This is a genomic window from Nostoc sp. (assembly GCF_036917675.1).
Lineage (GTDB): Bacteria > Cyanobacteriota > Cyanobacteriia > Cyanobacteriales > Nostocaceae > Nostoc.
In genome coordinates, this window is record NZ_JBALCT010000014.1 from 120,690 (window position 1) to 134,608 (window position 13,919).

Annotated in this window: 13 protein-coding genes and 1 pseudogene; 12 read left to right on the forward strand and 2 right to left on the reverse strand. The window is 41.4% G+C overall.

The genetic code is table 11. The features are described from left to right. Positions 1 to 109 precede the first annotated feature (109 nt). The 7 genes from V7K31_RS04355 to V7K31_RS04385 all read left to right on the forward strand — a co-directional run bounded on the left by V7K31_RS04355 (position 110) and on the right by V7K31_RS04385 (position 4,999). Positions 110 to 292, forward strand: a complete 183-nt coding sequence (locus V7K31_RS04355) for a type II toxin-antitoxin system HicB family antitoxin (RefSeq protein WP_335092800.1) — start codon at positions 110 to 112, stop codon at positions 290 to 292. 73 nt (positions 293 to 365) lie between these two features. Continuing rightward, positions 366 to 614, forward strand: coding sequence for a hypothetical protein (locus V7K31_RS04360; RefSeq protein ID WP_335092801.1), 249 nt, complete (start codon positions 366 to 368; stop codon positions 612 to 614). Then, complete coding sequence (locus V7K31_RS04365) at positions 604 to 1,710, forward strand: serine/threonine-protein kinase (protein WP_335092803.1); 1,107 nt, start codon at positions 604 to 606, stop codon at positions 1,708 to 1,710. The genes V7K31_RS04360 and V7K31_RS04365 overlap by 11 nt, the downstream gene beginning before the upstream one ends. Positions 1,711 to 1,746: 36 nt before the next feature. After that, the gene (locus V7K31_RS04370) at positions 1,747 to 1,998 is read left to right on the forward strand and encodes a DUF4258 domain-containing protein (RefSeq protein WP_335092804.1); all 252 of its coding nucleotides are present in this window, start codon (positions 1,747 to 1,749) and stop codon (positions 1,996 to 1,998) included. Positions 1,999 to 2,011: 13 nt separating this feature from the next. Further along, positions 2,012 to 2,251 (forward strand): DUF2283 domain-containing protein, encoded by a 240-nt coding sequence (locus tag V7K31_RS04375; protein WP_335092805.1) that lies wholly within the window; start codon positions 2,012 to 2,014, stop codon positions 2,249 to 2,251. A 26-nt stretch (positions 2,252 to 2,277) separates the two neighbouring features. Next, on the forward strand, positions 2,278 to 3,153 hold the full coding sequence (locus V7K31_RS04380) for a Uma2 family endonuclease (RefSeq protein WP_335092807.1): 876 nt from the start codon (positions 2,278 to 2,280) through the stop codon (positions 3,151 to 3,153). Between the two features lie 595 nt (positions 3,154 to 3,748). Then, entirely contained in the window at positions 3,749 to 4,999 is a 1,251-nt protein-coding gene (locus V7K31_RS04385) for a serine/threonine-protein kinase (protein WP_335092808.1), read from the forward strand. Positions 5,000 to 5,159: 160 nt separating this feature from the next. On the opposite strand, the gene V7K31_RS04390 is transcribed toward V7K31_RS04385, so the two are convergent. Continuing rightward, positions 5,160 to 6,068, reverse strand: coding sequence for a c-type heme family protein (locus V7K31_RS04390; protein ID WP_334942862.1), 909 nt, complete (start codon positions 6,066 to 6,068; stop codon positions 5,160 to 5,162). A 292-nt stretch (positions 6,069 to 6,360) separates the two neighbouring features. Between V7K31_RS04390 and V7K31_RS04395 the strand changes: the two genes are divergently transcribed. Further along, complete coding sequence (locus tag V7K31_RS04395) at positions 6,361 to 8,250, forward strand: serine/threonine-protein kinase (protein WP_335092809.1); 1,890 nt, start codon at positions 6,361 to 6,363, stop codon at positions 8,248 to 8,250. Between the two features lie 235 nt (positions 8,251 to 8,485). Further along, positions 8,486 to 8,782: pseudogene (locus V7K31_RS04400) on the forward strand (SDH family Clp fold serine proteinase); the annotation flags it as partial. 31 nt (positions 8,783 to 8,813) lie between these two features. On the opposite strand, the gene V7K31_RS04405 reads toward V7K31_RS04400, so the two are convergent. Continuing rightward, on the reverse strand, positions 8,814 to 9,551 hold the full coding sequence (locus V7K31_RS04405) for a peptidoglycan-binding protein (RefSeq protein ID WP_335092810.1): 738 nt from the start codon (positions 9,549 to 9,551) through the stop codon (positions 8,814 to 8,816). A gap of 653 nt (positions 9,552 to 10,204) precedes the next feature. On the opposite strand from V7K31_RS04405, the gene V7K31_RS04410 reads away from it, so the two are divergent. The 3 genes from V7K31_RS04410 (at position 10,205) to nusA (ending at position 13,808) form a co-directional block, all read left to right on the forward strand. Beyond that, a complete protein-coding gene (locus tag V7K31_RS04410) occupies positions 10,205 to 11,602 on the forward strand; it encodes a hypothetical protein (protein ID WP_442941211.1) in 1,398 nt (465 codons plus the stop codon). Between the two features lie 224 nt (positions 11,603 to 11,826). Next, entirely contained in the window at positions 11,827 to 12,288 is a 462-nt protein-coding gene (gene rimP, locus V7K31_RS04415) for a ribosome maturation factor RimP (protein WP_335092812.1), read from the forward strand. 248 nt (positions 12,289 to 12,536) lie between these two features. After that, positions 12,537 to 13,808, forward strand: a complete 1,272-nt coding sequence (nusA, locus tag V7K31_RS04420; RefSeq protein WP_334831564.1) for a transcription termination factor NusA — start codon at positions 12,537 to 12,539, stop codon at positions 13,806 to 13,808. Positions 13,809 to 13,919: the final 111 nt, after the last annotated feature.

The window sequence follows — 13,919 nt, forward strand, 5'->3', positions numbered from 1 at the left end:
ATACCAGTTGTTAGACAAGATGAGGGTTTAACAACTGCGATCGCCATAGGTTTATACGATTGAATATACTGCTTATTGTAGGCTCCATTAGAATTGCCTAAAATCTAGCTTGCCAAACGCCCTACTAATGAAACAAATCAAAATTATTGTCGAAAAACATTCTGACGGTTATATTGCCTATCCTCTTGGTATAAAAGGGGCGATAGTTGGTCAAGGTGACACCTATGAGGAAGCCTTAACCGATGTCAAGTCAGCTATTCGCTGCTATATCGAGATATTTGGCAAAAACTGATATTTATGGTGTGCGAAAATAAATATCAGTAAAATTACGGTTTTTACCAATAGCGTGGAATCCAGGGCAGGAATTGTTTGGCGATCGCTACATAATCGAGAGAAAATTGGGTGAAGGCGGCATAGGCATAACCTATCTTGCCAAAAATCGACGCGGTGAATTGCGAGTCATCAAAACCCTGACAGAACAAATCCTGAATCATCCCGCCTGGATAAACAAGCAAGAGAAATTACGCCAAGACTTCCGGGATGAAGCTTTGCGACTAGCTTTGTATGGCCATCCTCATGTTGTGCAGGTAGAAAACGTCTTTGATGATGGCTAATTTGCCTTGCATGGCGATGGAATACATCGAAGGCGAAGATTTGGGTAAGCAGATAACCGAAAAAGGTGCTTTACCGGAAGCCGAAGCACTGCTATACATCAGACAAATTAGCGACGCTTTAACTTTAGTTCACGAAAAAGGCTTACTGCATCGGGATTTAAAGCCGAGTAACATCATGATGCGTGCGGGTAAACCCGAAGCAGTGCTAATTGACTTTGGTATTGCCAGACAATTTATTCCCGGTGGAGTTTTACAGCATACAGAGAATCTTACCCCTGGTTATGCACCGCCTGAGCAGTATGTCCCCGATGCTGAACGGGGGGAATATATTGATATTTATGCCTTAGCTGCGACGCTGTATTCTTTGCTGACTGGACAGTTGCCTATGCCAGCACCAGCTAGACTGCAAAATTTTACCATGCGATCGCCAAAAGATTTGAATGGCAGTGTTAGCGACAGAGTGAATCAGGCGATTATGAAGGGGATGGCGTTAAACTACAAGTTTCGCCCCCAGTCGGTGCAGGAGTGGTTGGATTTATTAGATGTTAATTTAAGTGGAACTTTAATGCTTCCAATACAAACAGCTATACCTATTCCTCATTCTCTCAACCCTATTCCTCTGGGTTCTCAACACTGGGAATGTATACAAACCATCACAAATTATGCAAATAATGCTAGCTTTCAATTCAGTCCTAATGGGCAAATGTTAGCTACTACTGATACAGAAGAATCAGGATACGTAACTAAATTGTGGGAGGTAAGTACTGGCAAAAACATCCGCAGTATTTCTTATGGAAAAGAATTCCAACACGACAGCTTTATAGATATAACAGCCTTTAGCCGCGAGCATTTAATACTAGCCAGTTACAGAGGCAATGTTTTGAAGCTATGGTATATCAGTTCACGTTGGTGGCAGCAGATTAAAACCCAAACAATCTATTTCCCAACTCTTGAACCTTTTGATACTAGGTTTTCTTCGCTCGCATTAAGTCCAGATGGAAAGATGTTAGTAAGCAGCATCTACTCAAACAATGGAAATCTACCTAACAGAACAATTAAACAGTGGTACTTAGGTTTAATAACGCAAGTCTATTAAAATGGATAACTTGTAGGAGTTAAGATTAAAGCATATATGAGCGTCAGGTTGCATCCCCATGCACAAGCACGATTAAATGAACGTGGGGCAACAGAAGCAGAAGTTATTGCCACAGTGGAAAATGGTGTTACCTTTCCCGCTAAATTTGGTAGAACTGGATTTAGATGTAACTTTCCCTTCAATGCTGAATGGAATGGAAAGTTTTATACCACTAAAAAAATTGAGGCAATAGCTGTTCAAGAGGAAGAATACTGGTTAGTTATTACAGTTATTGTCAAATACTTTTAAAGATAAAATTCCAATGAAAATTACTTACGATCCAAGATACAACATAGCTTATATTTATCTCCAAGAAAAAACTGCACAAGTAGAAACAATTCAAGTCGGTAGCGAAATGAATGTAGATATTGCTCCTGATGGCACAATTTATGGAATTGAATTGCTCAATGCTAACCAGCAATTAGGTGCTGATGAACAGGGTAAGTTAATCGTAGTCAATGAAGCATTAGGAGAATCTGCCGAAATTAAGCTTTTACTATAGCGTCAACGTACTGATATTCCTAATATATGACTACATTTTCTAACTATATCCCTCAATCTAACCCGCCGCTTCCTCCTTGGGAAACGCTACCAACGATGTATGATTTACCAAGCGATAACCCAGAGGAACCAGGTTTGCCAGACGATTTTCACTTTTTACAACCCTTACTTTTATACTTAACTTTTCAGCCAATTAACTGGAATCCAGAATTAGTTTACAGTGCTGCTGACCTGAATCTCTACTATGATATCCAGCATCCTTTATGGTATAAACGCCCAGATTGGTTTGGTGTGGTAGGGGTAGGAAAATTATACAAAGGGCAGGACTTACGGTTAAGTTATGTAACTTGGCAAGAGCCAGCAAATCCCTTCGTGGTTATTGAGTTATTATCTCCAGGTACGGAAGACGAAGATTTAGGCACAAGAACAGAAAGTGCAGCAGATAAACCTCCTAGAAAATGGGAAGTTTATGAACGAATTTTGCGGATTCCCTACTATATTGTTTTTAGTCGTTACACTAATGAACTTTTGGCTTTTCAGTTAGTAGGTGGTCACTATGAACCGATGAATTTAACTCATGGATGCCTACTAATGCCAGAGATAAATTTAAGTTTAGGCTTATGGCAAGGGTCATTTCGAGATATTGAAAGATTATGGTTAAGGTGGTTCACTTTAGAAGGAGAATTAATTCCTGCACCTACAGAGGAAGCTGCTGCTGCAACTCAACGAGCTATTATTGCTGAACAAGAAGCTATAGAAGCTAAACAAGAAGCTATAGAAGCTAAACAAGAAGCTATAGAAGCTAAACAAGAAGCTATAGAAGCTAAACGAAAAACAGAACAATTAGCAGAACGTTTGCGTCAGTTAGGTGTGAATCCTGATGATCTAGATGAATTCTTGTAGCTTCAGGAGTCTTTTCTGATACGGAGTATCATTTTCTGCTTTTGAAGAATCACCTGTACTGAAAACTTTGATAGCGGATGCCGAAGCAGTTATTTAATAACGATATTGGCTCCCAGAAAGATTAACTTTTGAGTGCGATGTCTACGACGAGCTGCGCGATCGCATATTCAGCACTTGAAATACATATAATATTTCCTTCAGGAAGTTTATAGCAAACGTCAGTTTTTCTGAAAAACTATGATGTCACGCTATATCGTTACTGTTCCCAAAGTCATTGTAAATTGGGTTACTAGAGGTAAGATAAGGTTCAGCAGCAAATCCAAAAGGCGATATTCGCAGATATTACCGCAGACACTGGTGATGTTGCGGCTGCTAAAATACCTAAGTATGAGTAGTATGATCAAACTAACCCGATAAAAATCATCTGTTTGGTCACACAAGACCATTAAAAAATTGTAGAAAAGTGTATTTCCTTGTCTCCGTAGTGGTGCTAATCTCAATTTGAAGGATATTATCAGCCTTTATCTGCTAGAGTTTCTGACTTTCAGCAAACTAGATAATTTATCAACAATAAAATCGCTAGGAGTGCGATGAGATGTCACAGTCCCCTATGACAAGACCAGAAATAGCTGCTGGAACTCTAATCGATAACCGCTATATTATCCAAAAACTTCTGGGACAGGGAGGATTGGGACGAACTTACTTGGCGTTTGACACTCGTCGGTTTAATGAAGCTTGTGTTCTCAAGGAGTTTGCGCCCATTGGCACAGGGGAGAGTGGACTGGAACAATATCGTAACTTATTTAAAAGAGAGGCAAAAATTCTTCATCAATTGCAACATCCTCAAATTCCCAAGTTTTTGGCTTGCTTTGAAGGAGATGGTCGGTTATTCCTAGTACAAGAGTATGTTGATGGTAAAACGTATTCTAGGCTGTTGGGAGAACTTCAACGTCAAGGAAGAAATTTTTCTCAAGAGGAAGTTATCGAGTGGCTAAAGAATCTGTTGCCTGTTTTGGAATATGTCCACCAACACAACATCATCCATCGAGATATTTCTCCTGACAACATCATGTTACCTGATGGCAAGGATCTGCCAGTGCTGATTGATTTCGGTGTAGGCAAGCAAATTGCTGACATCAACGAGGGGAGAAGTTCCAACCACCAAGTAACGTTTGTTGGCAAAATGTCCCTCGTAGGTAAAGTGGGATATGCTCCCCGCGAACAGATTAGCTTGGGTTTATGTTCCCCCTGTAGTGACCTTTATGCTTTGGGGGTAACAGCTATTGTATTACTCACAGGTAGAGATCCATCCTTACTAATGGATCAGTACTCCTTGGAGTGGAATTGGCGTTATTATACCTATATTACTGATGGTTTCGCTCAAGTAGTCGATCACATGTTGGCAGATAGACCTAACAAGCGATACCAAACAGCCAAGGAAGTTCTTATAGATTTAGAGCGGATTGGAGAACCAGAAGTGGCAATGTCTCCCGCAATCATGGTTGATGATTTGCCTCCCACGGTATTTAACCCGGAATTTCAGGCTATGTCGGCAATATCCTCGTCATACAAACAACCTGGAGAAACAATTTTTAGTTCAGCTAGTTCATCGCCTCCTAGTCCGCAAAGTGGGCGAATTGAACAACAACCTTCTCTTAAACCAGCATTTATCAAGCGTTGTCAGCAAGAGTTAGCCTACCACATCGGTCCAATGGCAAATCTGATTATAGAAGAAATATTAGCTCAAAATGCTTACATTTCACCTGACGAATTTGTTGAACTCATAACTAAGGAAATTCCTGACTTTCAAGCAGCTTTTGAATTTAAAAAAAGCTTATTTTCATAGAGATTTGGAACACCGTTAATTTAGAGATAATTTTGAATTATTTAACTAAATTCTTGGGGTTTAAGTAAAGAGCAACTTAACGGGTCCATTTTTGTGGCGGGGTCTAAATCTCAGTTACAAAACTGAATTACGAATTACGAATTACGAATTACGAATTATTTTAATCCACTGTACCTCCCTGATTGCGTTTGATTCTTTTCATTGCCATTTCTAAACTTAACTGCATCCGTTTAAATGCTTTAGCTAAATTACCGATTTCATCATTAGACATCTGCTCAAATTCAACTTCCATATGTCCGGTACTAACTTCTTCGGCTATGCGAGTCATGCGTTTAAGAGGCATAACAACTTGTCGATTCAAGAATAAGTTGACTAACAGGATAGTTGCTATAAATATAGTTGATACAATTAGGATAATTAGTAAGGAAGACTGATGCGCTTTATTGATGACATTATTCGCAGGTACTGATATTATCTGAGCGCCGATAATATCATTAAGCTTCCACCCAAATCCATTAGCTGCACCATAAATAGTAATCATACTTTGAGGTGCGACTTCAGGTACACTATGACACTTCAGACAGCTTTCTTCAGAAATTGGTAGCGGACGAGCAATATAAAAGATATCCCCACCAGGAAGTGAGCGAAATCCACTTACTTCTTTAAGGTCTGATTTATTTCTAAACCTTTCGACAATTTCCGTCTCAAAACCGTCAGCCTTATCCCGAAGATTTGTGGGATTGAGAGTTGCTTCTTTATAAAAGAAATCACTGTAGTCCTTTGTTTTCCGTAAAATCTCAAATACCTCCCGTGCTGAGTATGCAGGCACACTTTGCGGCAAAAACTCAGTAGCCAATTTATTAGCTAGCTGTGGATTCACTTGAGTACTGGTGTATTTACGAACAGAACTCATTGTTTCCATGAGTATGAGAGCAGTTGAGCTAATATCTTGTTTAGCATTTTCCCTGAGCAGAGAAGAAAGAGCAAATCCACTCAAGCTCAAACCAAATGTCAGAATTACAAGTAGCAGAATTGTAAATTTTTGTTTCAGATTGAGATTCTTTAGCATAATTTCTGATTATTTACAAGTCAAATTATTATGACCAAATATGGCTAAAATCATCGTTTACTTTAGCATAAGCAATCAATTAAAGATTTTAGTATAAAGGTGATAGTTTAGTTAAAACTATTCGGGTATACCCAACTTTATATTAGTAATTATTGAGGTTAATGAAAATGTTCTTTAAGTAATTAAGTTCCAAAAAGCTACAACAGCAAAACAAAATGGAATTTCCAAAAATTCCTGTGGGCTGTTTTGATCCCGTGCCAAAATAAATACCAGCAATTGTCAAATATTACTAATGGTGTGGAATGCAGGAAAGTCTTTATTCGGTGGACGCTACATTATTGAAAGCCAATTAGGTGAAGGCGGAATTGGCATTACTTATCTTGCCAGAAATCAACGGAATCAACTGCGAGTAATTAAAACCCTCAAAGAAGAAATTCTGAATCACCCCTCTTGGATACTCCACCGAAACAAGTTACGGCAAGACTTCCGTGATGAAGCAGTTCGGTTGGCTGTGTGTCACCATCCTCATATAGTACAGATAGAAACCATCTTTGATGAGGGAAATTTGCCCTGCATGGTGATGGAGTACATCGAAGGGGAAGACTTAGCACAGTACGTGAGACGGATGGGGGTGCTATCAGAAGCAGAAGCGCTGCTGTACATCCGCCAAATTGGCGACGCTTTGACGCTAATCCACTCTAAAGGACTGCTGCATCGGGATCTTAAACCACGTAACATCATGCTCCGCATCGATAAATCAGAAGCAGTGCTGATAGACTTTGGCATTGCTAGAGAATTTATTCCTAATATGATTCAAAGGCATACAGTGTATCGCACTCCTGGTTTTGCCCCACCTGAGCAGTATGAATCAGAAGCGCCACGAGGAGAATACATTGATATTTACGCCCTAGCTGCTACCTTGTATAATTTGCTTACCGCCGTTATCCCGACGAGTGCAGATGATCGGCGTCACAATATTAATTTAGAACCACCACAATATTTTAATCCTAACATCAGCAACAGGGTCAATCAGGCTATTATGTGTGGCATGGATCTGGAGTCAACCTATCGTCCTCAGTCTGTGCAGGAGTGGTTGGATTTATTCGGGTCTGATATTGGGGAGTATGTAACAGCAATATCATCTACTTTAGTGATAACCCCTAGACTTAAACCACATCGACCGGTTGGATTAGATCAACAGAACTGGCAATGTGTACAGACCCTCAAAGGTCATTCTAGTATGGTTCATGCGATCGCCATTAGTCCAGACGGACAATTTATTGCTAGTGGCAGTAATGACAAGACTATCAAACTTTGGCAAGTGGGTACTGGCAAACTAGTGCGTCAATTGGGTCGTTGGTTTTCTGGTCATTCCAATATGGTTCATTCCGTCGCCTTTAGCCCAATCTCCTCATACCTTTCTTATCAAGGGGAGTCCGGCAAATCTGCGGGAGTTACAGACTTTAACCGGGGGATTTTGGCTAGCGGTAGTTGGGATAACACTATTAAACTGTGGGATGTAAACACAGGCAAAGAAATTCGTAGTCTCATTGGTCATGCTAATTGGGTGAATTCCGTTGCCTTTAGTCCAGATAGCAAGTTTCTGGCTAGCGGCAGTGCTGACTGCACAATTAAACTGTGGCAGGTACACACAGGCATAGAAATCCAAACTCTCACAGGTCATTCCGACTCAGTTTCGTCAGTCGCCTACTCTCCGAGAACACCGACAACGAATAGCAAGGATAGACAGCTTGTGGCTAGTGGCAGTAATGACTACACCATCAAACTGTGGCAAGTATACACAGGCAGAAACATTTGCACGCTTACAGGTCATTCCTTCTTCGTCAACTGTATCGTCTTCAGCCAGGATGGGGAAATTCTCGCCAGTTGCAGTGCTGACAACACCATTAAACTGTGGGATGTAAACACAGGTAGAGAAATTCGTACTCTCATTGGTCATTCTGATTCAGTTTGGTCAGTCGCCTTTAGCCAAGATGGGCAATTTATCACTAGTGGTAGTTGGGACAACACTATCAAACTGTGGCACGTACAGAGTGGCAGAGAAATCAGCACACTTACAGGGCATTCTAACTATGTTAGATGCGTTGCCTTCAGCCCCGATGGACAAACCCTAGTTAGCGGTGCTGATGACGACACTATCAAGATTTGGCGACGGGGATAATAGATAATTCCTAATTCGTAATGACGCTCGAATACTCGCTAACGCTACGCTAACGTAATTCGTAATTCGTAATTCATATAGCGTTTCCTATGCTGGTCAAGTATACCTAGACTTTATATATAATAAATATATAAATCGTTTAGAAACCGCTTCTACACAGGCAAAACCCGCCTTTCGTTTGAAACGCCAAAGATGAACGCGGGTTAAAAAAATTTTATTTTCCATTAGCCCACGAAAAGACAGTATACCCAAACAAAAAGTTCTGCCAGAAAATATCGAATCGATTATCGAAGCCCTGACAACTGGACGCGTCACCCACGACTATCCCATCACTATTGAGGAAGCAACAGAAATGGGGCTGCCCGTAACCGTCGGACTGCCCCATTCTATTTATGATCTCATGGATCTATACCCACAGCCACAAGGAGGGCGGCCCAGCGTGCAGTACATTCCTATGCCTTACAATGACCGCCGTCCAATTCTACCTACACCCAAGGGCAGACCCTTAGAAGAACCAAATCAGATGACTTAAGGGGCTTTGGTGTAGGAGTTTTTTGTGGCGACTAGGGTGTAGTTGTCGGCGTAGCTGTTGGTGAAGACATTGGTGTAGACATCGGTGTAGACATCGGTGAAGACATTGGTGTAGACATCGGTGAAGACATTGGTGTAGACATCGGTGAAGACATTGGTGTAGACATCGGTGAAGACATCGGTGTAGACATCGGTGAAGACATTGGTTTAGCCGTTGGTTTAGCCGTTGGTTTAGCCGTTGGTTTAGCCGTTGGTTTAGCCGTTGGTTTAGCCGTTGGTTTAGCCGTCGGCTGACTGAAGACTGTCTTTGCTTCTTCATTCAGCTTTTGGCGGAGTGCTAAATTAGCAATTCCAGTTTCTTGCAACTGATATTTCTTCTGATACTCCTTCACAACGGCTTCCGTCTCTGAACCATAAAAATGATCGCGCGGGAGGGGAGGATTTGGCTTCACCACTGCATTCAAATTTCTGTGCAGAATTTGAACGATGTTAGCAGCAAAATTTTGGGTTTTTGGCCCTGCTATCCCATCAACTGGTTTTAGCTTATAACCCGTTTGAAATTCACGAATTGCCTTTTTAGTTTCTTCATCGGTCAAAGCACTATTTGTTACCTTGACGTTATAGCCTAACCCCCGCAATACAGCACGGAATTGCTGGGGCGTATAGCTACGTTGAGAGGCTGCGAAACCGGTGTCTGCAATTACTACACTAGCAGTTATCAGGCAAGTAACAGCAAAGGTCGCGCTTGATTTTCCAAACCCACACCACATACTTAAAACTCCTTTGGATTAAATCAGCAGGATTATAAAGGTTAACAGCTGCATTTTAAGTTTGTTTAATAACTTTTTTCACGATTATTTAATGATTTTTGAATAATTTATAATTTATTTTTGTTAAAGTTAAGTTAACTTACAAAAACTCTTTTATGTCATCTATCCAAAGAAGTGTTTTTATTAGCAGAGATCGTGATCAGTTGAATCGAATACACCCTTGAAAACTAAATTACAGTATAGAAGCACAGATGTGCGTCTGTGTCAACTTAGAGTCAGGGCGAATTTTATGACGTTGTTGGTCAATTCACTCTCTTGTTAAACCCCCTATCCCTAAAACATTGGTTTTGCGTTGGTTTCCCGCCCTGTAATAAATTACGGGCTAGTAGCTAAAGTGCCTTGAAACGCACTGAAATTAAAGAAATTAAGATGGATTGTGATGGGTTAGATTCCCTATAAATTCGCCAACACGCCCTTTTAACGTTAAGTTGACACCCCATGAGAGATATGTGTCTCGGGTCTACTCAACCGCAAATTGCTGTAATTTCTTGGAAAGAGCTTATATTCCAAACATTCATTAAATGTATAATATATGACAAAACATGAAACCTATAAAATCTTCTAAGCAGCGGAATATTTGGTTTGAAAGATTTATGGCAATTGCTGCCACGGTAAATTTAGGTTTAGTTTTGTTTGATTTAAGTTACGTACCTTGGCGGGATTTCTACTTGCGAAAACTTCCCCAAATTATTAAGATTTATGACCCAATAAAAGGTATTGAAGCTCATCGAGACACAAAAAGTTATCTAGAAGCAGTAGACGCATTAGAAGAACAAGTTAACCAAACAGGGTTACAGTCGCCTCAGGTAAATGGCAGGCTAATACAAATAAGTCGTCTGAGTAGCGAGATGATTGACAGTAACCCGTTTGCGGGAGTGAATAAGAGTGGTACTCTGGAAAAAATCAAAAATCGGATGCGCGATCGCATCGGTAACGAATCTGCAAAACAGTCCTTTGCCACTTTTTGGAGTCAGCCCTATTTATCACAAAAAGGCTGGGATCAAGAAAATAATTTTTTCAACCAGAGAATCCGCCCTTTGATTGCCTCCAACTACTACCGCCAAATCGGGGAAAGTGGCGAATTTGTTAATGATTTCTGGATGATTGACTTACCCTTTGTGATTTTATTTGGCATAGAATTGTTGGGGCATACCTTCTTAATCAGACGCCAACATCCTGGTTTTAGCTGGTTGGAAGCAGTCTTGTGGCGTTGGTACGACCTATTTTTACTCCTACCATTTTGGCGGTGGTTGCGAATCATACCTGTATTAGTCCGCCTCGATCAAGCGCAGTTATTGAACCTCCATTCAGTGCGAAAGCAAGTTAATCAGGGGATTGTCGCTAATTTTGCCGAAGAACTTACAGAAATCGTCGTGGTGAGAGTAATTAATCAGGTTCAGGGTTCAATTCAGCAGGGTGAGTTAACGCGTTGGCTCTCACAACAGGAAAATTTACGTCCCTACATAGATATTAATAATGTGAATGAAGTGGAAGCGATCGCAGGTCTTTTGGTAAAAACAATTGTCTACGAAGTGCTACCCAATATCCAACCAGCGATCATTGCTATTTTGCGCCACAATATCGAAACCGTCTTTGATCAAATCCCCGTCTACCGCAACCTCCAGAACCTTCCCGGCTTAGGACAAGCCCAAACCCAGTTAAGCGAACAATTGGCGACTCAAATCACAACTAATCTTTACAAAACTTTAGTTAGCGCTGTTCAAGACCCTGTTGGCGCAAAACTCACCAGTCAACTCGTACAAAGCTTCAGCGACGCCTTGGGAGCAGAAATAAAGGAAAAACACGTACTTTCAGAAATTCAGAGTTTACTTTTTGACTTCTTAGAGGAAATCAAACTCAACTACGTCCAGCGTTTGTCCCAAGAAGACATAGACCAAATTATTGAGCAAACCAGGCAGCTACGAACACAAGTATCAGTTCCAGCAGTAGTTAATAAAGGCGCTACTCTGCCAGAAATACGCCAAGGGTAGAAAGAATTTTAGATTTTGGATTTTAGATTGAAATTTAATCCAAAATTTCAAATCCAAAATACAAAATTGAATTGCCCAATGTTCAATGCCCAATGCGTAGACTATAAAAGAAATGCGCTAAACTCGAATTAGGCGAATCATCATTGGTTCGTCACAAGACTTCTTGGAAGATATACCTATCGCAGGAAGTGGGTCGATGCCCACTTTTTTTATTGAAATCTCTCATGGCTCATCCTTTAATTCCACAAATTATTGATTTGGCGACACCAGTGGCAGAAGAACTGGGATTGGAAGTGGTTGGCGTGGTTTTTCACACTAACCAAAGTCCACCAGTGTTGCGGGTAGACATTCGCAATCCTCAGCAAGACACTGGGTTGAATGATTGTGAGAGGATGAGCCGTGCTTTAGAAGCCTCCTTAGATACTGCCCAAATCGTTCCAGATGCCTACGTCTTGGAAGTGTCTAGTCCTGGTATTTCGCGGCAACTGGTTACAGACAGGGAGTTTATTTCCTTTAAAGGATTTCCTGTAATTATCTCCACAACGCCCCCCTACGACGGACAACAAGAGTGGACTGGCCAGTTGATTCGCCGGGAGCAGACAGCACTTTACTTAAACCAAAAAGGTCGTGTAGTCGAAATTCCCCGCTCCCTAATTACTAAGGTGCAGCTAGACGAGCGCCGATGAACAAAGGGGTAGGGCTTAGGAGTTAGAGACTAGAGTGCGATTTGCGATTCGCTCAAGGCTAGAGCTTAGGGGCTAGAAGTTATGAACTAGGAGCTAGAGATTAGAGAAGTGTAAAGCTATTCTTTAATCCCTAGCTCTATATAATGCATAGTTTTCAGTCCTTATCCCCATTACCCCTTATCCCCAGAGGGGGCCCCACCTTCCCCACTCCCTACTCCCCACTCCCTAATTTTTAAAGGAGATTGCTTATGTCAATGGTTACTTTACCTGGATTAAAAGAATTAATTGAAAGTATAAGTCGCGATCGCAATTTACCTCGGCTTGCAGTTCAATCAGCGATTAGAGAAGCACTACTCAAAGGCTACGAGCGTTATCGTCGCGCCCAAAATTTGGAGCGCAAACAGTTTGACGAAGATTATTTTGAGAATTTTGAAGTAGAACTCGATATTGAAGGAGAAGGATTTCGCGTTCTTTCCACCAAAACCATTGTCGAAGAAGTCAATAACACAGACCATCAGATTTCCCTAGACGAAGTTCAACAAGTCGCTCCCGAAGCGCAGTTAGGGGATTCTGTAGTGCTGGATGTTACGCCCGATCAAGGAGAATTTGGTCGGATGGCGGCGATGCAAACCAAGCAGGTATTGGCGCAAAAATTACGGGATCAACAGCGCCAAATGGTGCAAGAAGAGTTCCAAGATTTAGAAGGAACTGTGCTGCAAGCAAGAGTCCTGCGGTTTGAGCGGCAATCGGTAGTTCTGGCAGTTAGCAGTGGCTTTGGTCAGCCAGAAGTAGAAGCTGAATTACCGAAGCGGGAACAACTGCCCAACGATAATTATCGGGCAAATGCCACCTTCAAGGTATATCTCAAAAAAGTCTCCCAAGGTCAGCAACGAGGGCCACAGTTGCTTGTGTCTCGTGCTGATGCTGGTTTGGTGGTTTATCTTTTCGCCAACGAAGTCCCAGAAATCGAAGATGAAGTAGTACGGATTGTTGCCGTAGCTAGGGAGGCAAACCCCCCTTCCCGTTATGTGGGACCTCGGACTAAAATAGCTGTAGATACCCTCGATCGCGATGTAGACCCAGTAGGCGCTTGTATTGGAGCCAGGGGATCGCGAATTCAAGTGGTAGTCAACGAATTACGCGGTGAAAAAATAGATGTAATTCGCTGGTCGCCAGACCCAGCCACATATATTGCCAATGCCTTAAGTCCAGCACGGGTGGATGAAGTGCGTCTCATGGACCCAGAAACCCGGCAAACTCACGTACTTGTGGCTGAAGATCAACTGAGTTTGGCCATTGGCAAAGAAGGACAAAATGTCCGTTTGGCAGCCCGTCTGACTGGTTGGAAAATTGACATCAAAGACAAAGCTAAGTATGACTATGCAGGAGAGGATGCCAAATTTGCAGCTGTTAGAGCAAAATATCAACCAGAGGAAGATGAGCTTGACTTTGAGGAAGAATTTGAAAATCAGGACGAATTAGAAGAGGAGGATAGTTTTGACAATAACGATGATGAATAATTGATTAATTTTGTAAAGTTTTGATACTGTTGATTGTAATCTCAGTCTGAAGGATTATTTTCTCAAAAGCTACTTGGTATAAGTAAAAAATAGTAATAATAAACTTCTTTT